General features: G+C 71.0%; 24 protein-coding genes and 1 pseudogene. 19 read left to right on the top strand and 6 right to left on the bottom strand.

Annotated features, from left to right (window positions below; all coding sequences use genetic code 11):
• The first annotated feature begins 51 nt into the window (after positions 1-51).
• From AC07BF_RS11730 to AC07BF_RS11705, 6 genes are all read left to right on the top strand, one after another.
• Complete coding sequence (locus AC07BF_RS11730) at positions 52-942, top strand: dihydrodipicolinate synthase family protein (RefSeq protein WP_363582847.1); 891 nt, start codon at positions 52-54, stop codon at positions 940-942.
• A 101-nt stretch (positions 943-1,043) separates the two neighbouring features.
• Complete coding sequence (locus AC07BF_RS11725) at positions 1,044-2,090, top strand: aspartate-semialdehyde dehydrogenase (protein WP_363582845.1); 1,047 nt, start codon at positions 1,044-1,046, stop codon at positions 2,088-2,090.
• A 296-nt stretch (positions 2,091-2,386) separates the two neighbouring features.
• Complete coding sequence (locus AC07BF_RS11720; protein ID WP_478333307.1) at positions 2,387-3,862, top strand: NYN domain-containing protein; 1,476 nt, start codon at positions 2,387-2,389, stop codon at positions 3,860-3,862.
• Between the two features lie 112 nt (positions 3,863-3,974).
• Entirely contained in the window at positions 3,975-4,973 is a 999-nt protein-coding gene (locus AC07BF_RS11715; RefSeq protein ID WP_400811967.1) for an ABC transporter ATP-binding protein, read from the top strand.
• Positions 4,970-5,785, top strand: a complete 816-nt coding sequence (locus AC07BF_RS11710) for an ABC transporter permease (RefSeq protein WP_363582839.1) — start codon at positions 4,970-4,972, stop codon at positions 5,783-5,785. The genes AC07BF_RS11715 and AC07BF_RS11710 overlap by 4 nt, the downstream gene beginning before the upstream one ends.
• A gap of 154 nt (positions 5,786-5,939) precedes the next feature.
• A complete protein-coding gene (locus tag AC07BF_RS11705) occupies positions 5,940-6,725 on the top strand; it encodes a hypothetical protein (RefSeq protein ID WP_478333306.1) in 786 nt (261 codons plus the stop codon).
• Between the two features lie 86 nt (positions 6,726-6,811).
• Here the strand turns inward: AC07BF_RS11705 and ybaK are convergent, their stop codons facing one another.
• The 3 genes from ybaK to AC07BF_RS11690 all read right to left on the bottom strand — a co-directional run bounded on the left by ybaK (position 6,812) and on the right by AC07BF_RS11690 (position 9,762).
• Complete coding sequence (gene ybaK / locus AC07BF_RS11700) at positions 6,812-7,306, bottom strand: Cys-tRNA(Pro) deacylase (RefSeq protein WP_063347187.1); 495 nt, start codon at positions 7,304-7,306, stop codon at positions 6,812-6,814.
• A 77-nt stretch (positions 7,307-7,383) separates the two neighbouring features.
• Positions 7,384-8,112, bottom strand: coding sequence for an LON peptidase substrate-binding domain-containing protein (locus tag AC07BF_RS11695; RefSeq protein ID WP_363582835.1), 729 nt, complete (start codon positions 8,110-8,112; stop codon positions 7,384-7,386).
• A gap of 72 nt (positions 8,113-8,184) precedes the next feature.
• The gene (locus AC07BF_RS11690; RefSeq protein WP_400811971.1) at positions 8,185-9,762 is read right to left on the bottom strand and encodes an oxidoreductase; all 1,578 of its coding nucleotides are present in this window, start codon (positions 9,760-9,762) and stop codon (positions 8,185-8,187) included.
• A gap of 91 nt (positions 9,763-9,853) precedes the next feature.
• Here AC07BF_RS11690 and hisD point away from each other — a divergent pair, with 91 nt between their 5' ends.
• From hisD to hisF, 8 genes are read left to right on the top strand one after another with little or no spacing between them, the layout of a single operon-like run.
• Positions 9,854-11,161, top strand: a complete 1,308-nt coding sequence (gene hisD, locus AC07BF_RS11685; protein ID WP_363582831.1) for a histidinol dehydrogenase — start codon at positions 9,854-9,856, stop codon at positions 11,159-11,161.
• 41 nt (positions 11,162-11,202) lie between these two features.
• On the top strand, positions 11,203-12,303 hold the full coding sequence (locus AC07BF_RS11680; protein ID WP_478333305.1) for a histidinol-phosphate transaminase: 1,101 nt from the start codon (positions 11,203-11,205) through the stop codon (positions 12,301-12,303).
• Positions 12,304-12,308: 5 nt separating this feature from the next.
• Positions 12,309-12,902 carry an imidazoleglycerol-phosphate dehydratase HisB gene (gene hisB, locus AC07BF_RS11675; RefSeq protein WP_063347182.1) on the top strand — a complete coding sequence of 198 codons (594 nt, stop codon included), beginning with the start codon at positions 12,309-12,311 and terminating at the stop codon, positions 12,900-12,902.
• Positions 12,899-13,051, top strand: a complete 153-nt coding sequence (locus AC07BF_RS11670) for a hypothetical protein (protein ID WP_350885740.1) — start codon at positions 12,899-12,901, stop codon at positions 13,049-13,051. Before hisB ends, AC07BF_RS11670 begins: the two co-directional genes overlap by 4 nt.
• 30 nt (positions 13,052-13,081) lie before the next feature.
• The gene (hisH, locus tag AC07BF_RS11665) at positions 13,082-13,717 is read left to right on the top strand and encodes an imidazole glycerol phosphate synthase subunit HisH (RefSeq protein WP_063347181.1); all 636 of its coding nucleotides are present in this window, start codon (positions 13,082-13,084) and stop codon (positions 13,715-13,717) included.
• A 19-nt stretch (positions 13,718-13,736) separates the two neighbouring features.
• Complete coding sequence (gene priA, locus AC07BF_RS11660) at positions 13,737-14,462, top strand: bifunctional 1-(5-phosphoribosyl)-5-((5-phosphoribosylamino)methylideneamino)imidazole-4-carboxamide isomerase/phosphoribosylanthranilate isomerase PriA (RefSeq protein ID WP_350885736.1); 726 nt, start codon at positions 13,737-13,739, stop codon at positions 14,460-14,462.
• On the top strand, positions 14,459-14,890 hold the full coding sequence (locus AC07BF_RS11655; protein ID WP_363582826.1) for a RidA family protein: 432 nt from the start codon (positions 14,459-14,461) through the stop codon (positions 14,888-14,890). Before priA ends, AC07BF_RS11655 begins: the two co-directional genes overlap by 4 nt.
• On the top strand, positions 14,887-15,657 hold the full coding sequence (gene hisF / locus AC07BF_RS11650) for an imidazole glycerol phosphate synthase subunit HisF (RefSeq protein WP_363582824.1): 771 nt from the start codon (positions 14,887-14,889) through the stop codon (positions 15,655-15,657). The genes AC07BF_RS11655 and hisF overlap by 4 nt, the downstream gene beginning before the upstream one ends.
• 60 nt (positions 15,658-15,717) lie before the next feature.
• On the opposite strand, the gene AC07BF_RS11645 is transcribed toward hisF, so the two are convergent.
• Together AC07BF_RS11645 and AC07BF_RS11640 are read right to left on the bottom strand one after the other, a co-directional pair.
• Entirely contained in the window at positions 15,718-16,503 is a 786-nt protein-coding gene (locus AC07BF_RS11645; protein WP_478333304.1) for a VOC family protein, read from the bottom strand.
• Between the two features lie 132 nt (positions 16,504-16,635).
• Entirely contained in the window at positions 16,636-17,445 is an 810-nt protein-coding gene (locus AC07BF_RS11640; protein ID WP_478333303.1) for a protein kinase family protein, read from the bottom strand.
• 604 nt (positions 17,446-18,049) lie between these two features.
• Here AC07BF_RS11640 and AC07BF_RS11635 point away from each other — a divergent pair.
• Positions 18,050-18,412 (top strand): annotated as a pseudogene (locus AC07BF_RS11635) (transposase); the annotation flags it as partial.
• Positions 18,413-18,741: 329 nt separating this feature from the next.
• Positions 18,742-18,987: a hypothetical protein gene (locus AC07BF_RS11630; protein ID WP_478333302.1), complete on the top strand. Its 246-nt coding sequence runs from the start codon at positions 18,742-18,744 to the stop codon at positions 18,985-18,987.
• A gap of 21 nt (positions 18,988-19,008) precedes the next feature.
• Here AC07BF_RS11630 and AC07BF_RS11625 read toward each other — a convergent pair whose 3' ends face one another.
• Positions 19,009-20,247 (bottom strand): IS701 family transposase, encoded by a 1,239-nt coding sequence (locus AC07BF_RS11625; protein WP_478333317.1) that lies wholly within the window; start codon positions 20,245-20,247, stop codon positions 19,009-19,011.
• 84 nt (positions 20,248-20,331) lie between these two features.
• Here AC07BF_RS11625 and AC07BF_RS11620 point away from each other — a divergent pair, with 84 nt between their 5' ends.
• From AC07BF_RS11620 to AC07BF_RS11610, 3 genes are all read left to right on the top strand, one after another.
• Positions 20,332-20,943, top strand: coding sequence for a hypothetical protein (locus tag AC07BF_RS11620; protein ID WP_478333301.1), 612 nt, complete (start codon positions 20,332-20,334; stop codon positions 20,941-20,943).
• A gap of 248 nt (positions 20,944-21,191) precedes the next feature.
• A complete protein-coding gene (locus AC07BF_RS11615; protein WP_478333300.1) occupies positions 21,192-21,605 on the top strand; it encodes a hypothetical protein in 414 nt (137 codons plus the stop codon).
• Positions 21,606-21,643: 38 nt separating this feature from the next.
• Entirely contained in the window at positions 21,644-24,361 is a 2,718-nt protein-coding gene (locus AC07BF_RS11610; RefSeq protein WP_478333299.1) for a KGGVGR-motif variant AAA ATPase, read from the top strand.
• Positions 24,362-24,574 lie beyond the last annotated feature (213 nt).

Genomic DNA, 24,574 nt, shown 5'->3' with positions numbered 1-24,574 from the left:
TCACGAATGTGAACTGGACCTGGGTGATCGGCGGGCCGCAGGATCGTGGCCATGGAACTCACCGGCATCCACGTCCCCCTGATCACGCCCTTCGCCGCGGACGGCACGGTCGCGCTGGACGCCCTCGCCGTGCTCGCCGCCGAACTGCTGGAGGCCGGCGCGGCCGGGCTGGTCGCCCTCGGGACCACCGGCGAGCCCGCCGCGCTGAGCGAGGACGAGCGCTGGGCCGTGGTCGAGACCGCCGCGGCCGCCTGCGCCGCCCGCGGGGCCCTCCTGACCGTCGGCGCGCACGGCGGCGACACCCGCTCCACCGCCGAGTCGCTGGCCGCGCTCGGCAAGCGGGTGCCGCAGGCCGCGGCCGCGCTGGTCACCGTCCCGGCGTTCCTGCGGCCGGGCGAGGCCGGGACGGTCGCGCACTTCCGGGCGCTCGCCGGGAGCAGCCCGCTGCCGCTGGTCGTCTACCACATCCCGTACCGCACCGGGCAGCAGCTGTCCGCCGCCGCGCTGCTCGAACTCGCCGCGCTGGACGGCGTGGCGGGCGTCAAGTACGCGACCGGGGGAGTGGACCAGACGGCGGTGGAACTGCTCGCCGCCGCCCCCGCCGACTTCGCGGTGCTGACCGGGGAGGACGCCTTCCTGTCGCCGCTGCTGGCGCTCGGCGCGGCCGGCGGCATCCTCGCCTCCGCCCATCTGGCCACCGCCCGGTTCGTCGAGCTGACGCGGGCCTGGCAGGCCGGGGACGCCGCCCGGGCCCGGGCGCTCGGGCACCGGCTCACCGGGCTGGCGCTGGCCGCCTTCGCCGCGCCGAACCCGACGGTGATCAAGGGCGTGCTGCACGCCCAGGGCCGGATCCCCACCCCGGACGTCCGGCTGCCGCTGCTGCCGGCCGGGGAGGCGGAGGTCGAGGCCGCGCTGAAGCTGGTGAGTGGTCTGGACCACTAGCGCTCTCTCACACCGTGGAACACCAGGCCGCCGCACCCGCGTGACAAGGCATGATGGGCAGAGTGCGGCTGTAGACAGCACCATCCAGAGGAGTAGTCGGAATGAAGATCGGCATTGTCGGGGCCACCGGCCAGGTCGGCGGAGTGGTCCGCGAGATCCTGGCGGAGCGCGCTGGTCGTGAAGGCGGACTGGGCCCGGTCGAGCAGCTGCGGCTGTTCGCCTCGGCCCGCTCGGCCGGACGCACCCTGCCGTGGCAGGGCACCGAGGTCACCGTCGAGGACGCGGCCACGGCCGACTACACGGGCCTGGACATCGTGATCTTCTCGGCCGGCGGCTCCACCTCCAAGGCCCTCGCCCCCAAGGCCGCCGCGGCCGGCGCCGTCGTCATCGACAACTCCTCCGCCTGGCGCCGCGACCCCGACGTCCCGCTGGTCGTCTCCGAGGTCAACCCCGGCGCCATCGCCGACCGGCCCAAGGGCATCATCGCCAACCCGAACTGCACCACCATGGCCGCCATGCCCGTGCTGCGCCCGCTGCACGAGGAGGCCGGCCTCGCCGCGCTCGTCGTCTCCACCTACCAGGCCGTCTCCGGCAGCGGCGTGGCCGGCGTGGCCGAACTCCAGGACCAGGCCGCCAAGGTCGTCGACGGCGCCGCCGCGCTCGCCCACGACGGCTCCGCCGTCGAGTTCCCCGAGCCCAAGGTCTACCAGCGCCCGATCGCCTTCAACGTGGTGCCGCTGGCCGGCTCCATCGTCGAGGACGGCTCCAACGAGACCGACGAGGAGCAGAAGCTCCGCCACGAGAGCCGCAAGATCCTCGGCATCCCGGACCTCAAGGTCGCCGGCACCTGCGTGCGCGTCCCGGTCTTCTCCGGCCACTCGCTCCAGATCAACGCCCGCTTCGAGCGCCCGATCAGCCCCGAGCGCGCCGCCGAACTGCTCGCCGCCGCCCCCGGCGTCGAGCTGTCCGACATCCCCACCCCGCTCCAGGCCGCCGGCCGGGACCCGAGCTACGTCGGCCGCATCCGGGCCGACGAGACCGTCGAGCACGGCCTGTCGCTGTTCGTGTCCAACGACAACCTGCGCAAGGGCGCCGCGCTCAACGCCGTCCAACTGGCCGAGCTGGTCGCCGCCGAGCTCAAGGGCTGACACCCGGCCCCGCCGGGCCGCGGACGCTCGCACCCCGCGGCGAGCGCCCGCTCGCACCCCCCGGCGTGACCAAGGGCGGGCCCCGTCGTTGAACGGGGCCCGCCTTTGCGTTCCGTTGGGCTTGCCGTTGCGGTACCGCGACATCCGTCGAGGTTCGGCGCGCGAACCAGGGGGAAAAGGTGACCCAACGATCGGGCGGCCACGGGGGCCCCTCACCCCACCACGCCCGGACGACGGGCGGATCCGCGCCCACCCGGCCCGACCCCCACACGAGGGCGAGTGGAAAGAGGTGCGCGATGGACCGCTGTGTCGTCCTGGTGGATGCCGGATACCTGCTGGGCGCCGCCGCCAGCCTGCTCGCCGGTGACCCGTCCCGTTCCAGAGTCACCGTCGACCACACCGCGCTGATCACCGCGCTGCGCGAACGCGCCGAGGCCGAGACCGGACTGCCGCTGCTGCGCATCTACTGGTTCGACGCCGCCCCCGACCGGCGCCCGATGCCCGAACACCGCCGGCTGCGCGTCCTGCCCCGCGTCACCGTGCGGCTCGGCGCCCTCACCCGCGCCGAAGGGCGCTGGGTGCAGAAGGGCGTCGACGCCGCCATGCACGCCGAACTCTCCGAACTCGCCCGCAACCGGGCCTGCGCCGACGTCGTCCTGATCACCGGCGACGGCGACCTGCTGCCCGGCATGATGACCGCCAAGGAACACGGCGTGGCCGTCCACCTGTGGGCGCTCCAGGCCGCCGACGGCGACTTCAACCAGTCCGAGGACCTGGTCGGCGAGGCCGACGAGCGAAGAGTGCTCGACCGCGAGTGGATCGAGGGCTCCTTCAGCCTCCGGGAGAACGCCAGCGTCTTCCCCGCGCCCGGCGCCCGCCAGGAGATCGCCAAGATCCTCGCCGCCCCGCCCGTCGGCCCGCCCGTGGCGGCACCCGCCGCGGCGCCGGTCGTGGCGCCCCCGGTCGTCCAGCCGGCCGCCGTGCCCGCTGCCGCCGTGCCCGCTGCCGTCGGGGCCTCCGCCGTCGGGGCCGTCCCGGGCGCCGTCCCAGGGACCGTTCCAGGGGCGGTTCCAGCGGCGGGGCGGCCCCAGTCGGCCGCCGCGCTCAAGGTCGTCCCCACCCCCAAGGACCTCGCCGGGCGCACCCCCGCCGTCGCCTCGGCCGTCAACGGGCACGGCGGCACCGGACTCGCGAACGGCCACGGCGGCACCGGGCTCGTCAACGGGCACGGCGCCAACGGGCACGGCGCCAACGGACAGGGCGCCAACGGGCTCCTGAACGGGCAGGCGAACGGGCACGGCACCAACGGACAGGCCGTCGGCTCGACGGGCGCCGCCGGACAGGCTGGCCCCGTCCTGCGCTGGTCCTCCGACCGCGGCTGGGTCGACCGCCCCGCCCCCGAACCCGCCGTCACCGCCGGCGACAGCCTCCCCACCCTCGCCCACCTCACCACCGCCGAACAGCGCTGGGCCGACCGCGAGGAGGACATCACCTCCATCGGCGGCGACGCCCACGAAGTCGGCCAGGTCTTCGCCCGCCGCTGGAGCGAACGGTTGGGCGACGTCGAACGGCTCACCGTGCTCTGGCCCGACTACCCCCGCATCCCGCACCGGGTCGACGGCGAACTCCTCCGCTACGCCGCCCGCTTCGGACTGCTCGCGCACAAGGACGACCAGATCGACGAACACGACCGCTACGCCATCCGGGCCGGATTCTGGAAGGAACTGGCGGTGCGGGTGCCCGGCGGATCGATGGTGGTCGTGGACGACTGACGGGCGCACGGCCCGGGTTGGACCCGGCGGGACCCGCCGGGCCGCGCGCCGGTTTTCGGTGATCAGGCCCCCTTGTCCGGTTCGCCCGTGCGAACGCGTAAAGTCTTCGGTCGTGAACGAGTCGGCAGGGCGAGCACCCCAGAACACCCCGCCGTGCGTCGCCGTGCGCGACCTCGTGAGGACCTATCGCACCGGGCGCGGAGCCGGCGCCACCGAGATCCGGGCCAACGACGGAATCAGCCTCACCGTCCGCCAGGGCGAGATCTTCGGACTGCTCGGACCCAACGGGGCCGGCAAGTCCACCCTCGTCCGCCAGCTCACCGGCCTGCTGCGGCCGGACTCCGGATCCGTCGAACTCCTCGGCCACGACATCGTCCGCCACCCCGAACGGGCCGCCCGGCTGCTCGGCTACCTCGGCCAGGAATCCAGCGCCCTCGACGAACTGACCGTCGCGCTCGCCGCCGAGACCACCGGACGGCTGCGCGGCCTCACCCGGGCCCAGGCCCGCGCCGAAAGCGCCGACGTCCTCACCGAACTCGGGCTCGAACCCCTCGCCCAGCGGCCGCTCGCCAAGCTCTCCGGCGGTCAGCGCCGGCTCGCCTGCGTCGCCGCGGCCCTCGTCGGGGAACGGCCGCTGCTCGTCCTCGACGAACCCACCACCGGCATGGACCCCGTCGCCCGGCGGGCCGTCTGGACCGCCGTCGACCGGCGCCGCACCGAACGCGGCGCCACCGTCCTGCTGGTCACCCACAACGTCATCGAGGCCGAGACCGTGCTCGACCGGGTCGCCGTCATCGACGACGGGCAGGTCATCGCCTGCGACACCCCCGGCGGACTCAAGGCCCTCGTCGACGGCGACGTCCGGCTCGACCTGGTCTGGCGGGACGAGGCGCCGCTCGCCGTCCCCGCCGTCGCCGAACTCGCCGAACGGGCCGAACGCACCGGCCGCCGCTGGACCGTCCGCACCACCCCCGAACAGGCCCGCGAACTGGTCGCCGCCGTCACCACCGGCCCGGCCTTCGCCGCCCTCGACGACTTCACCCTCGCCACCCCGAGCCTTGAGGACGCCTACCTCAAGCTCGGGGGCCGCCACGGAGGACTGGCCAAGTGACGCTGCTCTCGGTGCCGCCGCAGGCCGCCGCCCCCGCGACCGGTGGCACCCCCGCCCCGCTCGCCCCCGCGGCCCGGCTGCTGCCCGCCCTCGCCGCCGTCTACCGGGCCCAGCTCGCCCGGGCCCGGGTGGCGCGGATCCCGCTGCTGTTCGTCGCCACCTTCCAGTCCGTCGGCATCCTCGTGATGATGCGGGGCGTGGTGGACGCCGGGCAGACCTCGGCCGCGCGGTCCGTGGTCGCCGGGTCCAGCGTGCTGGTGGTGGCGTTCGTCGCCCTCAACCTGCTCGCCCAGTACTTCGGGAAGCTGCGGGCCACCGGCGGACTCGACCACTACGCGACGCTGCCCGTACCCGCCGCCTCCGTGGTGCTCGGCGCGGCCGGCGCCTACGCCTCGTTCACGCTGCCCGGGACGGTCCTCACCGCGGCCTTCGGCGCCGTGATGTTCGGGCTGCCGCTCGGGCAGCTGTGGGTGCTGCTGGCCGTCGTCCCGCTCGCCGGAGCCGCCCTGTCCGGGCTCGGGGCCGCCTGCGGGCTGCTCGCGCCCCGCCAGGAGATCGCCACCATGCTCGGGCAGCTCGGCATGTCGGCGGCCCTGCTGCTCGGCGTGCTGCCCGTCGACCACCTCCCGCAGCCCGTCCTGTGGCTGCGCGACCTGCTGCCCTCCACGTACGGCGTCGAGGCCTTCGCCCGGACCTTCGAACCCGACCCGGACTGGGCGCTGATCGCGGGCGACCTCGCCGTCTGCGCGGGCGTCGGCGTGGTGTCGCTGGCGATCGCCACCTGGGCCTACCGGCGGGCCGTCTCCCGGTAGGGGGTGTCCCGGCGTGTCCCGGGGGCCGGCTCCGGGAGGTGCGGGGCTCGGACTCCGCGCGGTGCGGGGGCCGGCTCCGCGAGGTGCGGGGTTCAGGTTCCGCCAGGTACGGGCGACGGCTCGTCCCGGCCGCGATCGTGAAACGATGGGGTCCGTGACCGTACCGAACACGCCTCCGGACCCCACCCGCGCCGCCGCGGACGCGGTGCCGGACATCACCCCCGATCCGTACGCGCCGCCGCCCGCCCCCGACGCCGGGACCCCGCCGCCGGACGGCCTCGCGGTCGCGCAGTCGCCGGGCCCCACGCTCAAGGAGCGGCTGCTGCCCGAGCTGCGGCTCGGCGCGGGCACGGTACTGGCCTGCATCGCGGTCGGACTGGTGATGGCGGGGTTGTGGGTCTGGCTCGCGCCCAAGGTGCCGCTGGTCGTCGACGGCGACCGCATCCTCTACGCCGACCCCGAGGGCGAACAGCGGGCGGGGGCCGACGCGGTCTTCGCCCTGATCGCGCTCGGCGCCGGCCTCCTGACCGCGCTCGGGGCCTTCCTGGCCACCCGGCAGCGCGGCGGCGGCATCGCGGTCGCGCTCGGACTGGTGGTCGGCGGACTGCTCGGCTCGGTCGGCGCCTGGCGGCTCGGGCGGTGGCTCGGCCCCAGCAACGACCTGATCGCCGAAGCCCGGCGGGTCGGCAACGGCGGGCACTTCGACGCGAGCATCGACCTCGGCGCGCTGGGGGCGTTGCTGGTGTGGCCGATGGCGGCGATGGTGGTGCTGCTGGCGCTGTCGGCGGCGTTCGGCAAGCGCGAGGAGGACCCGCCGCCGTACTGGGCCGGGCCGTACGGGGCGGCCGTGCCGCAGGCCCCTGCGGACGGCGCTGCGCGGCCGAACGACGGTGCTCGGCCGGAGGACGCCGCGCGGCCGGGGGAGCGCGGGCAGGGCTGACCGCGTGGGCCCGGGCCCATCTGCGGGTGGGCCCGTCGGCCGGGGTCAGCGGGGGGGCAGCGGGGGTCAGCCGGGGTCAGCCGGGGTCAGCGGGCGATCGGTGCGGTGCGGGCACCGGTCAGGGTGACCAGGTCGGCCGGGGCGAGTTCGACCTCCAGGCCGCGGCGCCCGCCGGAGACGTAGACGGTGGGGTGGGTGAGCGCGCTGGCGTCGACCACGGTCCGCAGCGGGCGGCGCTGGCCGAGCGGGGAGATGCCGCCGAGGACGTAGCCGCTGCTGCGCTCGGCGGCGGCCGGGTCGGCCATGGCGGCGCGCTTGCCGCCGACGGCGGCGGCGAGGGCCTTGAGGTCGAGCTGCCCGGCGACCGGGACCACGCCGACGGTGAGCACGCCGTCCACGTCGGCGACCAGGGTCTTGAAGACCCGCTCGGCGGCGACGCCCAGGACCTCGGCGGCCTCGCCGCCGTAGGAGGCGGCGGCCGGGTCGTGCTCGTAGGCGTGCACGGTGAACGGGACGGCGGCGGTCTCCAGGGCGACGGTGGCGGGGGTGCCCTGCCCGCCCTTCTTCGGCTTCTTCGCCATGTGGGGCTCCTTCTTCGCCGTGCGGGTTCCCCCGGACTTACGTGCGGGTGTCCCGGATTACGTGCGGGTTTTCCGGATCAGTTGGGGCTGAACGACTGGCGGGTGAGGTCGACGGCGGGCAGCGACGGCAGCCAGCTGAGCACGGAGCTCTCGCGGCGCAGCAGGTCGAGTTCGGTGCGCAGCCGCTGGGCGGTGTCGGGGCAGGCCAGCAGCTGCTGCTTGACCGGGGTCTCGAACACCGAGGCGGCGGCGACCAGGTAGGAGAGCACCTGCGGGTCGTCCGGGAGCTCCTGGCGCCCGACGGTGCTGGCCTCGCGGGCCCCGGCGAGGCGCTTCTGGTAGACCCGGAAGGCCCGCTCGACCTCGGCGGCGAGGGCGCCGGAGCCTTCGCCGGGCTGTTCCTCGACGAGTTCGGCCTCGCCGGTCAGGTACGGGCCGGAGACGTCCGCCGAGCGGAGCCGGAACCGGGTGGTGCCGGTGACCAGCAGCTCGTAGCGGCCGTCCGGCTGCTCCTGGACGGAGGCGACGTCGGCGACGCAGCCGATGTGGAACATCGCCTCCAGCGGGTCCCCGGTGGCGGTGCCGAGGCCGTCGAGCGGCCCGGCCGGGCCCTCATCGGGGCGGACCGGGGCGACCTCGCGGCCGTCCTTGATGGCGAGCACGCCGAAGCGGCGCGGCGTGTCGGCCGGTAGTTGGAGCAGGTCGGCGACGAGACGGCGGTAGCGCTCCTCGAAGACGTTCAGGGGCAGCACGAGGCCCGGGTAGAGCACGTTGTTCAGCGGGAAGAGCGGCAGCCGTTCTGTCACGGCGGACAGCGTAGTTCCCCGCGCGGTCGCGGCGCGTCGGGGTTGTGCCCGCGGGCGGGCCCGCCGGGTCGGTCAGCCCCGTTGCAGCATGCGGGTGGCGCCGGCCACGACGGTGGTGGCGAGCAGCCAGCCGACGATCACCAGCCCGGCGGAGACGTACTGGCTGAGGCCCCCGGGGTTCCAGCCCTGCTGGCCGAGTTCGACGACCGGGACCAGCTGGCTGAGCGTGTACAGCACCGGGTTCCAGTGCGGGTGCTCGTCGGCCTTCAGCGGCTCCAGCGGGTGGGTGGCGAACCACACGCTGCCCAGCGCCCAGGCGAGCAGCAGCCACAGGCCGGCCCGGCCGGGGCGGTAGCCGTAGCCGACGGTGGCGTCCTGGACCCGGCCCCAGATCCGGGCGGGCAGCGGGAGGGTCCGGTGGCGGCGGCGCTGCTTGGCGTACAGCACCTCGCGGGCGTCGTCGTCGGCGCCGTCGCGGCGCAGGGCGGCGGCGAGCTGCTCGTAGGACTCGGGCTGGAAGTCCACCGAGGAGCCCTCCAGCCAGGCGATCCGCTGCTGGACGCTGAAGGGGCCGACCGGGCGCAGCACCTCGTAGACGAAGCCGGTCAGGCCCAGGTGGCGCCCGCGCGGCCAGGCGTCCGGGGTGTCGACGAGGTTGCCGACCCGGGCGCGGGAGAGCGAGACGGTGCCGGTGGGGCGGATCCGGCAGGTGAACCGCAGCTCGGGGGTGTGGATGCGGCGCAGCGAGAGCTCGTCGTCACCCTCCAGGTGGAACTCGCCGGAGATCAGGCAGGCGCTCTCGAAGCGGGCGTCGGAGAGCCGGACCCGGCCGTAGGCGCGGAACGGGGTGCTGGGGGCGCCGGGCGGCGGGTTCTGGCCGTAGCCGGAGCCGTAGTAGCTGCGGGAGCCGAACCAGCCGCCGTCGGCGGAGCTGGTCAGGTAGAGGGTGTGGCCGACGGTGAGCCGGACGGCGTTGAGGCAGGTGCGGTTCTGCGGGACGGCGTGCAGCTGGGCGCCGCGCAGCGACAGTCGCCCGCCTATCCGCGCCGTGCGCAGGCTCAACTCGCCCTCCACGTCCACGCGTTCGGCCTCGAAGTCCTGGTGGACGGCCAGGCCGTCGGCGGACAGCGCGCGGCCGTAGCGGTCGCCGCCCAGGACGGTCTGGTTGAGCAGCAGGTCGGTGCCGACCTTGGCGTCGGTGAGCCGTACGCCCTCGGGTATCCGGCAGCGGGCCAGGTGGAGGTCGCCGGTGGTGGTGAGCCGGGAGGCCTCCAGGCGGGGGATCAGGCAGGTGACGAAGCGCAGCGTCGAGGCCGAGGCCTCCGAGATGAGGATCTTGCGCTCGAAACGGCACTCGCGGAGTTCGACGTAGTGGCCGATGGCGCCGCCGGCCAGGTTGAGCGCGCCGGTGACCAGCACGCCGTTGAGCCGCAGCGAGGCGACCCGCCCGGTGGCGGCGGCCGGGCCGGCCAGCAGCAGATGGGCGAGCACCCTGGCCCGGACGGTGCGCCCGGGGCCCCAGGCGGCGTCCCCGAAGGGGTCGTCGGTGGCGGCGTCGCCACTCCGCCGGTCGAAGACGTTGCCGCGACGGAAGGCCTCCCAGAGCTCACGCTCCGTGTCGGTCCAGCCCTCCGGGGCGTGCTCCAGCATGGTTTTCCCCGTCCCCCCGGTCGTCTCGCCTTTCGTATCACGGACTGAAATGCGGGGCCAGGGGTTCCGGCCACTCCTTACACTGGGTGGCGTGATCTCTCGAATCGACCTCCGCGGCTCGCTGGACGACCCGCGTGACCTGCTGCCCCGTGCCGAGTTCGACGTGGCGGCCGCCCTGGAGAAGGTGCGGCCGATCGCCGAGGACGTACGCCATCGCGGGGTCGCGGCCGTGATCGAGATCACCGAGCGCTTCGACGGCGTCCGGCTGGAGTCGACCCGCGTCCCGGCCGAGCAGCTGACCGAGGCCCTGGAGACGCTGGACCCGAAGGTGCGGGCCGCGCTGGAGGAGTCGATCCGCCGGGCCCGCGCCGTGCACGCCGACCAGCGCCGCACCGAGCACACCACCCGGGTGGTGCCGGGCGGCACCGTCACCCAGCGCTGGGTGCCCGTGGAGCGCGTCGGCCTCTACGTGCCGGGCGGGCTGGCGGTCTACCCGTCCTCCGTGGTGATGAACGTGGTGCCGGCCCAGGAGGCGGGCGTCCAGGGCATCGCGGTGACGTCCCCGCCGCAGAAGGAGTTCGACGGCCGCGTCCACCCGACCATCCTGGCGGCCTGCGCGCTGCTCGGCGTGGACGAGGTGTACTCCGTCGGCGGCGCCCAGGCCGTGGCGATGTTCGCGCTGGGCACCGAGGAGTGCGCGCCGGTCAACATGGTCACCGGCCCCGGCAACATCTACGTGGCCGCCGCCAAGCGCCTGTTCGCCGGCCGGATCGGCATCGACTCGGAGGCCGGCCCGACCGAGATCGCCGTCCTCGCCGACGACAGCGCGCTGCCGTCCGACGTGGCCGCCGACCTGATCAGCCAGGCCGAGCACGGACCGACGTCCGGCTCGGTGCTCGTCACCGACTCGCCGGCGCTGGCCGACGCGGTCGAGGCGGAACTCGCCGTCCAGGTCGCCAGGACCAAGCACAGCGAGCGGGTCGCCGAGGCACTGGGCGGCCGGCAGTCCGGGATCATCCTGGTCGACGACCTGGAGCAGGGCCTCGCCGTGGTCAACGCCTACGCGGCCGAGCACCTGGAGATCCAGACCCGGGACCCGCACGCGGCGGCCGCCAAGGTCGTCAACGCGGGCGCCGTCTTCATCGGCCGCTGGACGCCGGTCTCGCTGGGCGACTACGCGGCCGGCTCCAACCACGTGCTGCCCACCGGCGGCTGCGCCTGCCACTCGTCCGGCCTGTCCGTGCAGACCTTCCTGCGCGGCGTCCAGGTCGTCGAGTACGACCGGGACGCGCTCGCGGACGTCGCCGCGCACGTGGTCAACCTCGCCAACGCCGAGGACCTGCCCGGGCACGGCGACGCGATCAAGGCGCGCTTCGACTGGACGGTGCCGGGATCGTGACTCCTGTGACTCCTGTTACTTCTGAGGTGGGTGCGACGCGGGTGACTCGGATCGACGACCTCCCCATCCGCGACGAGCTGCGCGGCCAGTCCCCGTACGGCGCGCCGCAGCTGGACGTGCCCGTCCAGCTGAACACCAACGAGAACCCGTACCCGCTCCCCGAGGAGTTGGTCGTCCGGATCGCCGAGCGCGTCGCCGAGGCCGCCCGCAACCTCAACCGCTACCCCGACCGGGACGCCGTCGAACTGCGCGAAGGCCTCGCCGCGTACCTCGGCCGGACCACCGGCTTCGCCGTCACCCGGCAGCAGGTCTGGGCCGCCAACGGCTCCAACGAGGTGCTCCAGCAGCTGCTGCAGACCTTCGGCGGCCCCGGCCGCAGCGCGCTCGGCTTCGAGCCCTCCTACTCGATGCACGCGCTGATCTCCCGGGGCACCGGCACCGAGTGGATCTCCGGCCCGCGCAACGACGACTTCACCATCGACCTGGACGCCGCCCTCGGCGCGATCGCCGAGCACCGGCCGAACGTGGTCTTCATCTGCTCGCCGAACAACCCGACCGGCACCGCCGTCGCCGCCGACACCGTGCTGCGGCTGTACGAGGCCGCGCAGGCCGCCGGGCCCAGCCTGGTCGTCGTCGACGAGGCCTACGTCGAGTTCTCGCACCGGGCCTCGCTGCTGCCGCTCATCGAGGGCCGCCCCAACCTGGTGGTCTCCCGCACCATGTCCAAGGCCTTCGGCGCGGCCGGGCTGCGCCTGGGCTACCTGGCCGCCGACCCGGCCGTGGTGGACGCGGTGCAGCTGGTCCGCCTGCCGTACCACCTGTCGTCCGTCACCCAGGCCACCGCGCTGGCCTGCCTGGAGCACACCGACACCCTGCTCGGGTACGTCGGCCGGCTCAAGGAGGAGCGCGACCGGCTGGTCGACGCGCTGCGCGGGCTCGGCCTGGAGGTCACCGACTCGGACGCCAACTTCGTCCAGTTCGGCCGCTTCGCCGACACCCACGCCGTCTGGCAGGCCATCCTCGACCAGGGCGTCCTGGTCCGTGACAACGGCGTCCCCGGGTGGCTGCGCGTCACCGCCGGCACGCCCGCAGAGAACGACGCCTTCCTGGACGCCGTTCGAACAGTGATCAAGGAGCTGTAACCCGTATGTCCCGCATCGGACGCGTCGAACGCACCACCAAGGAGACCGCGGTCCTGGTCGAGATCGACCTCGACGGCACCGGGAAGACCGACATCTCCACGGGCGTCGGGTTCTACGACCACATGCTCGACCAGCTCGGCCGCCACGGTCTCTTCGACCTCACCGTCAAGACCGACGGCGACCTGCACATCGACACCCACCACACCATCGAGGACACCGCCCTCGCGCTCGGCGCCGCCTTCAAGCAGGCGCTCGGCGACAAGGTCGGCATCTACCGCTTCGGCAACTGCACGGTGCCGCTGGACGAATCGCTCGCCCAGGTCACCGTGGACCTCTCCGGCCGGCCGTACCTGGTGCACACCGAGCCCGAGCACATGGCGCCGATGATCGGCTCGTACGACACCACGATGACCCGGCACATCCTGGAGTCCTTCGTGGCCCAGGCGCAGGTCGCCCTGCACGTCCACGTGCCGTACGGGCGCAACGCCCACCACATCGTGGAATGCCAGTTCAAGGCGCTGGCCCGAGCCCTGCGCTACGCCGCCGAGCGCGACCCGCGCGCGGCCGGAATCCTCCCCTCGACCAAGGGTGCACTGTGAGCAAGGCGGCCCTCGCCCTCATCTTCGTCGGCCTCTTCCTGGCCGGCGGCGTGATCTCGTTCTGGAAGCAGAAGCTGCCCAAGGGCGTCATCCTGGTGCTCGCGTTCGGCTCGGTCATGTGCCTGGCCTCCGGCATCATGCGTCTGTAGACCCGCAGCAGAGAGACTGGACACCTGAACATGGGCAAGAACGTCGTCGTCCTCGACTACGGGTCGGGCAACCTCCGCTCCGCGCAGCGCGCGCTCGAACGGACCGGGGCGGACGTCACCGTCACCTCCGACTACGACACCGCGATGAACGCGGACGGCCTGCTCGTCCCCGGCGTCGGCGCCTTCGAGGCCTGCATGCGCGGCCTGAAGTCCGTCCGGGGCGACTGGATCATCGGCCGCCGGCTCGCCGGGGGCCGCCCCGTCATGGGCATCTGCGTCGGCATGCAGATCCTCTTCGAGAAGGGGGTCGAGCACGGCGTGGAGACGGCCGGCTGCGACGAGTGGCCCGGCGTCGTCGAGCCGCTGGACGCCCCCGTCATCCCGCACATGGGCTGGAACACCGTGGACGTGCCCGAGGGCAGCCGGATGTTCGCCGGCCTCGACCCGCAGAGCCGCTTCTACTTCGTGCACTCCTACGGCGTGCGGCACTGGGAGCTGGAGACCCACAGCGCACGGATCCACGCCCCGCTCGTCACCTGGGCCACCCACGGGCAGCCCTTCGTCGCCGCCATCGAGAACGGCCCGCTCTGGGCCACCCAGTTCCACCCCGAGAAGTCCGGCGACGCCGGCGCCGCCCTCCTGACCAACTGGGTCAACACCCTCTGAGCTTGGAAGAGTTGTGACTATGAGCCGCCTCGAACTGCTTCCCGCCGTCGACGTCCGGGACGGCCAGGCCGTCCGCCTGGTCAAGGGCGCGTCCGGCACCGAGACCTCCTTCGGTGAACCCCTCGCCGCCGCCCTCGCCTGGCAGAACGCCGGCGCCGAGTGGCTGCACCTGGTCGACCTCGACGCCGCCTTCGGCACCGGCACCAACTACGAGCTGCTGCGCGAGGTCACCGGCCGCCTCGACATCAAGGTCGAGCTGTCCGGCGGCATCCGCGACGACGAGTCGCTCGCCAACGCGCTCGCCACCGGCTGCACCCGGGTCAACCTCGGCACCGCCGCCCTGGAAGCCCCCGAGTGGGTCGCCAAGGCCATCGCCGAGCACGGCGACAAGATCGCCGTCGGCCTGGACGTCGTCGGCACCACCCTGCGCGGCCGCGGCTGGACCCGCGACGGCGGCCAGCTCTTCGAGGTGCTGGAGCGGCTCAACCAGGAGGGCTGCGCCCGCTACGTCGTCACCGACGTCAACCGGGACGGCACCCTGACCGGCCCCAACCTGCAACTGCTGCGCGACGTCTGCGCCGCCACCGACCGCCCCGTCGTCGCCTCCGGCGGCGTCTCCTCGCTCGACGACCTGCGCGCCATCGCCGGCCTGGTCGGTGCGGGTGTCGAGGGCGCCATCGTGGGCAAGGCACTCTACGAGCAGAAGTTCACCCTCGAAGAGGCCCTGGAGGCGGTTTCAGGATGACGGAACGTCGGATCGTGCGTGGCAGGGTCGGCGGATTCTCCCCCTGGGAGGACCAGTTCGGCTACTCGCGGGCGGTCGCCGCGGGAGACCACGTGCATGTGGCCGGCTCCACCGCCTGGGTGAACGGCCGGATCGAGCACGAGGGAGACCCCTACCGGCAGACCCTCGCCGCGTTCGGCGTCGGCCTCAGCGCCCTCGCCGCGTACGGTCTGACGGCGGACGACGTGGTCCGCACCCGGATGTACATCACCCACGCCCGCGACGCCGACGAGGTGGGCCGCGCCCACCACCAACTCTTCGACGCCGCCCGCCCGGCGGCCACCATGGTGGTGGTCGACGGGCTGATCGACTCCCGGATGATGGTCGAGGTCGAGCTCGACGCCTATCGTGCCGGGCTGGCAAAGACCCTGGAAGGCAACCAGCCGTGACCCTCGCCGTACGTGTCATCCCCTGCCTGGACGTCGACGCCGGGCGGGTGGTCAAGGGCGTCAACTTCCAGAACCTGCGCGACGCCGGCGACCCGGTCGAGATGGCCAAGCTCTACGATGCCGAGGGCGCCGACGAGTTGACCTTCCTCGACATCACCGCCTCCTCCGGCGACCGGGAAACCACCTACGACGTGGTCCGCCGCACCGCCGAACAGGTCTTCATCCCGCTCACCGTCGGCGGCGGAATCCGCGCCGTCGAGGATGTCGACAAGCTGCTGCGGGCCGGCGCCGACAAGGTCGGCGTCAACACCGCCGCCATCGCCCGGCCGGAACTGGTCCGTGAGATCGCCCAGCGGTTCGGGCGGCAGGTCCTGGTGCTGTCCGTGGACGCCCGGCGCTGCCCTCCCGGCACCGAGACCGCGTCCGGCTACGAGGTCACCACCCACGGCGGGCGCAAGGGCACCGGCCTCGACGCCGTCGAATGGGCCGGGCGCGCGGCCGAACTCGGCGCCGGCGAGATCCTGCTCAACTCGATGGACGCCGACGGCACCAAGGACGGGTACGACCTGGAGATGATCCGGGCCGTCCGCAAGGCCGTCTCCGTGCCCGTCATCGCCTCCGGCGGCGCCGGCAAGCTCGCCGACTTCGCGCCGGCCGTCGAGGCGGGTGCGGACGCGGTGCTCGCCGCGAGCGTCTTCCACTTCGGGGACCTGCGGATCGGGCAGGTCAAGGACGCGCTGCGGGAGGCCGGGCACCCGGTGCGGTGACCGTCCGTACTACCGCGAGAGGGCCCGCTGCGCACCGGCGCAGCGGGCCCTCTCGCGTGCTCAGGACTGTTCGCGGGGCTCGCCCTTGATCAGCGCGAACGGCGTGCCATGCGGGTCCACGACCCAGGCGATCCGGCCGACGTTCGGCACGTCCTCGGGCCCCATCACCACCGTGCCGCCGGCCGCCTTCGCCTTCGCGATCAGCGCGTCCACGTCGCCGGCGGCGAAGTACGGCGTCCAGGCGGAGGGCTCCTGCGGGGACATGGTCGGGGCGATGCCGCCGAAGGCCGTGGCCTGCTGGTCGCCCTCGGAGGTCGAGATCACCCGGTAGTCCATGCCCGGAGCCGGCTCGAACTTCTCCACCCGCCAGCCGAACAGCGCCTGGTAGAAGCCGAACCCGGCGCTCTGGTCCGAAGTGTGCAGCTCGGACCAGACCAGCGCGCCGTCCTCCGACACCACGTCCAGACCGGTGGTCGTGCCCGGTTGCCAGACCGCGAACCTGGCCCCCTGCGGGTCGGCGAACTGGGCGAACCACCCCTCGCCCATGACGTCCATCGGCGGGACCAGGACCGAACCGCCCGCCTGCTCGGCGGCCTGCGCGGTGGCGTTCACGTCGGCCGTACGGAAGTACGTCGTCCAGGTCGGCTGGTCACCCTCGTCGAGCGGGCCGACGGCGCCGACCGTCCTGCCGCCCAACTGGAAGAAGCCGTAGCCGCCCGCCTCCGGGCCGCCGGACCGGAACGTCCAGCCGAAGACCTTGCCGTAGAACTCGGCCGTGGCGGGGATGTCCGGGCTGCCGAGGTCGATCCAGCAGGGCGCGCCGGCCGGAAAGTCGGTGGTGAGCATGAGGTGGTGCCCCTTCGACGGAAGACGTGACCAGGCCGGTTCCGTCGGGCGCGCGCACGCACCCACCCCGGCCCTCTGCGAGTCTGCACCCGCCCACTGACATCCGCAGCCGGGGAGCGCGGCCGGGAGACCTCAGCCGCGCCCCCGGAAACGGGCCCACAGCTGAGCTGCCCGGTTCAGGCCATCGGTCCACGGGTCCGGATCGTCTCCGGCGATCTCGGCCCTCAGCCGGGCCTGAGCCTGCGCGAAGACGTCCACCACCGCCGGATCGCCGGGCCGCCACGCCGGGACCCTGGCGGCCCACGCTTCCGCCGCAGCCGGGCTGTGGCCGCCCGCAGCGATCAACCAGATCACCCACAGGGCCGGGTCGATCCAGGGCGCTCCCCGGGTGGCCCATGCCCAGTCGACCAGCAGCGCATGGTCTTCGCGGATCAGGACGTTCTCGTTGTTCAGGTCCGTGTGCAGCAGATAGCCGCCGGCGAGGCGGGACAGCACCTCGGGATCGTCCACGTAGGCGGCCCATCGCTGCTCGGCCCGGCGTAGCTCGATCGGCGGACACGGGGTACGGCCGAGCCGGCTGAGGACGTCGACCATCAGCTCCAAGTCCCCGGTTTCCCGGTAGTCGGCGTGGCGGGCTTCGACGTGCTCGAACGCGACAAGGCTCCAGCCGTCGACGTCGAGGTGCCAGAGGACGGTGGGGGCGAGGCCTTTCACGTAGGGGTTGACCTCCCTCTCACGTCGCTGTGTCCACACGCGTGGGTGACTCAGCTGCATCCCCTTGACGAAGACGGCGCCCCTGGCGGTGCTGAGCTTGGCGGCGATCTCCGAGTTGAAACCGGCCGAGACGGTCTGCGCGGCAAGGACCGGCGTCCCGAGGCGGGCGGCGACGGCCCGGTGCACGGAGTCGGGCAGGTCTGCCCAGTGAATGCGGGTGGTGGTCACGGCCCACAGGTTCCCAGCTCCAGCCCGGCGGCCGACGGCACCGCAGCGAGGGCAACCGCCGTTTGAGCGTTCGCTCTGGCCGGTGAGGATGCGGCCCTGACCGAGAGCGCATGGGGCTGGGCGCGAAGCACAGCGAGGCCGACCGGGATTTGACACGCTCAAGACGACACATAGCCCGGAAGATCACGATCCGTAGCTAGTAGGTAGTTGACCTTGATCTGCGCCCAGCGACCCGGACGGTCAGCAGCAACGCGTAGCGGGCTGCTGCGCGCCGCCGACGGTGCCTGCTGAAGGTGCACCGGATTGCCGTTACTTGCCGTGACTGGAACCGGTTCAGAATCCTGGGGACCACTTGGGGAGTTCTTTGGGACCGCCCGCGATGAGCGCCCATGGGCGAAAACGGGAGCCCATGCACGAACTTGACGTTGATGGAGCGCCACTCGGGATTGACCGCTCGTGGGAAGAGCTGCCTACCGCGCATCACAACATGATGGAGTCCCGCCGAGTGGTGTTGCAGGGATCTTGGTGTAACCCCAGGCCTGGTCATGAAGGAGCCATCGCGCAACTCTCCGAGGAGGCATGCTCGTTGAGTGAGAGGTGTGCGATGGCCTTGTCCCAGTCCGACCTACTCCGCCTTATGGAGTCACTGCGTACGGCGGACGGAATCGAGTTGATCAGGGCCCTGGCCCAGCGGCTCCTGCAGGAGCTGATCGAGGCCGAGGCGACCGCCCGGATCGGGGCCGAACCCGGTGAGCGCACCGGCGCCCGTACGACCTGGCGCAACGGCCACCGTGACAAGACCCTGACCACGCAGGCCGGCGACCTGGAACTGGCCATCCTCAAAGTCCGCACCGGCAGCTTCTTCCCCAGCCTGCTGGAACGCCGGAGCCGCATCGACCAGGCCCTCTACGCGGTCAAAATGGAGGCCTACGTCCTGGGCGTGTCCACCTGCTCGGTCGACGACCTCGATCCGGAAGGACTCCTGGCAGCTGCGGCCCGCGGCACTTCTGGAGGAGCCGGAACTGCCTTCCGGTGACTCCGCGGTCACGGCGGTCGGCTCGCATGAGGAGATCACGAGGAGTCTGAAGACTCTGTGGCGGGACTGGCAGGACGAGGCGGCGGGCGGCTGGGGCCCGCCGAGCGAGCGCACCTACATCTCCTACCACCTCACGCACGGGATGCGTCCCAACTGCAAGGGCTACGCCCAGGCTCGGTCCGCCGCGGACGAGTTGGTCGCCTCCTGGGAGGACCGTACTGGCTGCGGCGAAGGGGGCAGATCCCGCGCCGAAGCGCCTGGTGACCGTACACCTGACGGAGATCGTTGAGGACCCGTCGCACCGGTACGAGTGCGGGTTCCTCCGTGACCTCGACGACTGGACCATGGACGTGTTCGTCACCTGCCTCACCGCCGCCGACTGGGGCCGGTGCACCCTCGCCCTGAAGGTCCCCGCTCTCGTTGCCCGCCGGCTCCTCGCCTTGCGCTCCTCCGACCTCGTATGCGAACCCGACACCGCCACCACGGAGACGCCGACTGGTGGTTAGTACTCCAGCTGTAGATCACGATCATGCGCGGCTCGCGGCTTGGCGCCTGTAGTGGCTGGCCTGGGAACGAGCTTGATGACGACGCCTCCAGCAGGACCAGCGAAGCCAGTGATCGGCCTCATGGACGGGTCGGAAGATGAGGGCGATGAGGAGTCGCTGGATTTCGTTGCAGGTCAGCGGTATGAGGACATCCGGTCCGGGTCTGAGGCGGTGCTCGTCGGCGCGCACGACGGCCAGGAAGGCGTGGGCGAGCATGGCCAGGGTGACCCAGCGGGACCAGGACGTGTAGCGGCGGAGCTGGTGCTCGTCCAGTCCGGCCAGCCCCTTTCCGGACTGGAACGCCTCTTCGACCCTCCACCTGGATCCCGCGACCCGCACCAGGGCTGCCAGGGGGACCGGCTCGGGTGAGTAGCAGCGGTAGTAGGCGAGTTCGCCGCTGGTGCGGTTGCGGCGGATCAGCAGGTGGCGGTGGCCGGGGGCGGTGCTGGGCAGGTCGATGTGGGCCCAGTCGTAGAAGCGGTGTCCTTTGGCTCCGGCTCCGGCGGACAGCTTCTGCCAGGCCCGATTGGGGAGCTTCTTGGCCAAGATGTCCGCGCGGAGCTTCCCGGCCGCGGTGGTGACCTCGTGGGTGCGGGCCACCGCGAGGACGTACCCGGTGGCGCGGTCCTCCAGAGCGGCGCGCAGTGTGGGGTTGCCGCCGTAGACCTCGTCCCCGGCCACCCAGGGGGCGTGGTGGCCGGAGTCCAGGAATCGGGTGATCATGCGGGCGGCCAGTTCGGGCTTGGTGGCGAACGCGGTGTCCGGGTCGAGTCCGGCGGCCTGGCAGCGGTCGGGTTGGTCGGTCCACGAGCGCGGGATGTAGAGCTCGCGGTCCAGTGCAGCGTGTCCGTGCCGGCCTGCGTAGGCGAGGTAGACGGCGACTTGGGCGTTTTCGATCCTGCCCGCGGTGCCGGTGTACTGGCGCTGGACGCCAACGGTGTGGATGCCCTTCTTCACGTCTCCGGTCTCGTCGACCACGAGCACCGCCTGGTCGTCGTGCAGGTGCTCGACCACGTAGTCCCGCAGGTCGTCACGGACGGCGTCGGCGTCCCACTTCGCGCGGCTCAGCAGGTGCTGCATGGCGTCCGGAGTGGCCTCGCCAGCCCATTCGGCGATGGTCCAGCAGTTCTTCCGCGGCAGGTCCGCGAGCAGTCCCAGCAACAGGTGCCGTATCCGGCGACGGGGCTCGACCCGGGCGAACCTGCCCGCGATGCGGTCCATCAGGCCCTCGAACGCTTCCTGCCAGCGGGCAGCGTCTACGCTGTGACCTGCGGCCACCGCGTGATCGTTTGTCTTCACACACTGATGATCAACGGTGGCCGCGCCTGCCAGCGCCACAGGGCGGAACGGCTCGTCGAAGGAAACGCAGTGCTGGGATTGCTGGGCTTCTACGACGAACTCGACAACCGCTGCGGCCAGCCGAACGGATCGATCCGCGATGCCGTCCAGCCCGTCGGCGAGCCGGACGAGGCGGATCTGGTGGCCTACCTGGACGCCGGCCACGTCCTGATCGACGTCATGGAATCCGGAGACGACGTCATCAATGGCAGCGCCCACCGGCACTCTTCCGGATGCTCCTCCCCGGTGACTGACGGGGCATGGCTGTGGCGCCAGGACTTCCCGCACTACGTGGAAACGCACCACGTTGCGCTGCCCGAGGCGTTCATCGAACACGTCCGCAGCCTGAACTATCAGATGCCCAGCATCATCGTCGCGCAGTTCGCTCCACACTACGACGAGACCATGCCCCTGGTCGGCTGGGCCTCGGCTACTCCGTGGCGATCGACGGCGACCACGCTCGTACCTGAACCGCGAGCAGTGACCAGCAAAGCCCGGTTCGACGCGGCGATGCTGGACCAGGACCGGAACCAGCCGCACGGTAGCTGGGGCAAGCGGCGCAAACCACGGAAAGCGTAGGCACCAGCAGCCCAAGAACGATCTACAGCTGGAGTATTAGTGAGGTCGACGTGCTGGCGGCGAGTGCAGCGGCGACCCGTTGCCCGCGATGCAGAGCAGCCAGGTCGGCTATGCACAGCGGACCTGGTCGATCAGCTGGGTATCCTGCTCATCGGCTGCAGCTCCACAGTCGATGAGCAGGTGAGTCTCTTTCAGATGTTTGATCACATCGGTGTCTGGCCAACAGCTCCGGTGCGATGATGTGTGGCATGGTGCTTCACGTCGGGGTGGCGGCGCTCCGTAGACGGCGGATGCAGTTGCGGGACAGCGCGAGCAAGGTAGCGGACGACGGAGATACGGTCACCTCCTGCCTCCTTCTCTTCTATGCGGCGGAGTGCGCGCTCAAGGAGAGGGTGCTGGCGCGTCGGGGCCTTCGGGACACTTCGCATCTCGAGCCGACACACGATCTCTGGAAGTTGGCGAAGGATCTAGGTCTGCCGCAGCGTCTGGGTGCTGCTCTAAAGGGGATGAAGAACTGTCGCGCTGTTGGACAGCCCGGAGTGAACGTGGCCCTAGCCGATCTGCACCAGGCCTGGCGTTATGGTGTGAAACTGCATGTCGAGGACGAGAAGAAGGCCCGTGACCTGCTGGACGAGCTCATCTCATGGTGCGAACAGGACTAGGGGGCCGATTCGTGGCAGAACCTGGAAAGCTGGAAATCATGGACAGCGGAATCATGCCTCCTGGCCACCTCTTCAGCTGGGTCGATGTGGATGAGCATTTGACCAGGCTGGCTTTGGCAGGGGAGTGGCCAGACTGGCTCGTCGCCGCAGACGGCTGGTGGGACTGTCTGGAACTGGTCACCACGACCAGCGTCGATCCAGAAACAGTGAAACGCTGGCTGGACGAAGCGTTCGGTACCGGATCGGCGGGGTGGGCTGACGGCGACCTATTGCTCGGCCTTGACGATCCTCGGACCACCAAGTTCACCGGACTGCGGGTCGAGCTCAGCGTCGACGTTGAACAACTTGGTGCGGCCAGGAAGCGCGTCCCGTTGCTTCGGGAGAAGCACATCACCCGCCAGTTGGCAGAACCTCTTCAGCGGCCTGATCTGCCAACATTTGCTGACGATGTGCAGATCATGGCATTCCACTCCTTCAAGGGTGGGGTCGGGCGTACGGTACACGCCGTGGCAGTCGCCGACAGGCTGGCACGAAGCGGCGGGAAGGTCCTGTTGATCGACGCCGATCTGGAAGCTCCTGGCATCACCTGGATGCATAAGGAACAGGGCGGGCAGTGCGACTTCACCTACGAGGACTTCATCACTCTTCTCCAGGGTGGGGAGAACAACGACTCTAAGGCAGCGGTCGACATCGCAGCTGCTTACCTGCCCAATCAGCAGGCTGGCCACTACGCGAGTGGCGGGAGTATCACTGTTATGCCGTCGAGCCGTCGCGTGACGTTGGCCCCGCCCCGGATCGAGCCAGCGGACCTTCTTTCCCCTGGGCGGTCGGCATACTTCGTCACGGAGGCTCTGGCGGCCCTGGGAGCACGGCTCGGAGCGGACACGGTCGTCGTCGACCTCAGAGCCGGCGCCTCCGAACTCTCTGCACCGGTGCTCCTTGACCCTAGGGTGCAGCGCGTCTTCGTAACTACGCTGAGTCATCAATCTCTCGCGGGAACAGAGTTGATGGTACGACAGCTTGGCGGAAAGGCGCCTACTGTGCAGGGTACTGACCCTGCAACGTCGGTCATTGTCACCCAATACCGGATGGACACTCACACGGTTCAGGCCGATGCTGCGCGCAGCATGCTTTCGGCGGCTCTCGGAAGTGCGCTCCGTGGACCAGCGGGGACTGGCGGAGACGGCACGGAATCCGTTGATGCGGCGCTGCTTGCCCAGCCGGTACTAAGCCCCTTCAAGGAGGAGCTCCTCGCCCTTCCTTCTTCCTGGGACGCGGTACTGGACGTGATTTCGTCGTGTGGAGTCGCGGACGGACTCGAGTCTCTCCTTCCGACGCCCGGACCCCGCACTGCTGGTGGACCTATGCCCGGGGTGGCGGTGGAATACGGTCGACTGCGGCGCAACCTCGCCCGGACCGCCGAGAACCTCGTCTACGCGGAGCAGAGCGGACTCTCTTCGGCTGGTGGCTTTCTCGTAACGGAACCTCTCCGTCGCCTGCTCGCTGACCATCGGACCGAGCTGCCACAGGCTCTAGTGGTGGGGGCGAAGGGAGCTGGTAAGACATTTATGTACGCGAAGGCATGTGCGGCGCGGACATGGCAGACGTTTGCGGCGCAGTCCGGGATCGGTGGTGTCACGGTTGAAGCGCCCATTGTTCCTGTTCTGGAGTCAGCGAACCTGGAGCACAGGGATCTCGAGCCACAGGACTTGCGTGATGCTTTCGCGTCGGTGCACGGGGACGTGCCACGGCGGGATGTCATCGCATCGAGTATCTCGGACAAAGTGAAGGCTGGTCTGGGCAGGCTCGGCGGTCAGGACGAACTCGGTTGGCGAAGTCTGTGGTTGGAATGCATGGCCATGGCCTGCGGACTGGAGGTCTCCGAACGGCGGACTCCGGAAGAGGCATTGATCGATCTCGGCCGACGGGCTAAGGCGGTCTTCGTGATCGACGGCCTCGAGGACCTTCTGCAAAACCTGGACAGCGATGCGAAGCGCACTGCACTGAGGGTTCTGCTGATCGATGTTCTGGGATGGCTTCGATCGCTACGCGGCCGGCCCTTCGGGCTCGTGGTCTTCGTCCGGCGTGACCTTGTTACCGGAGCGGTTCGGCAGAACAGTGCACAACTCCTCGGCAGGTACGATCACTACGCCTTGCATTGGAGTAAAGAAGAGGCGCTGCGTCTTGCGCTCTGGGTGGCTGCACATGCCGAAGCACTACCTGAACCCGTTCCACTCCCCGGGATCACTGATCTCTCGGAGGACGAGTTGATTGACAGTCTCATCCAGGTGTGGGGCTGGAAGATGGGCAGTGCGAGGTCTCGCGAGGCGCGCTCTCACCTATGGGTCCCTGCAGCACTCGGGGACTTCAATGGCCAGGTGCAGGCGCGAGACGTGGTCATGTTTCTTGCAACTGCCGCCAAGAACTCGGAGCAGTACAACGACACGGTGGACGATCGCGTGCTCGTCCCCACTGCAATGCGTAAGGCCTTGCTCGAATGCAGCAAGAACAAGATTGCTTCAGTGGGGGAGGAGGACAAGGAAATTGGTCGATTGTTGGTGCACATGCAGGGGCTCGGCCACTCTGTCCTTGTTCCGTTCGAACTCGAGCAGGTCGAGCTGACTGTTGCGGAGGCGGACCTGCTTCTCGATTCCGGGGTTTTCAGTAAGGGTTCAGACGGACGCTACTGGGTACCTGAGATCTATCGGCATGGTCTTGGGTTCAACAGTGAGCGCCGTGCGCGTGTGCTCTGGTAGCAGGCGAGGTTGGTTGACGGCTTTGGCCAGGCGGTCGATGTTGGCGACGGCGAGGTTGCCGATGCCGCGTTTGACCAGTGGCCAGATGCCTTTCTTCGGGTTTCGGGAGGGGGGGGGGGGCGGGGGGGGGAGAAGGGGGGGGGGGGGGGTGGTCTTTTCCGGCGTTTTTTTCCCTCTTTTCTCTCCGAAGGGGAAAAGAGACTCAAACAAGGG

It is taken from the genome of Kitasatospora sp. NPDC043950 (assembly GCF_056435345.1).
The sequence above is the reverse complement of the archived record's forward strand: the minus strand, read 5'-3'. Positions and strand labels throughout refer to the sequence as shown.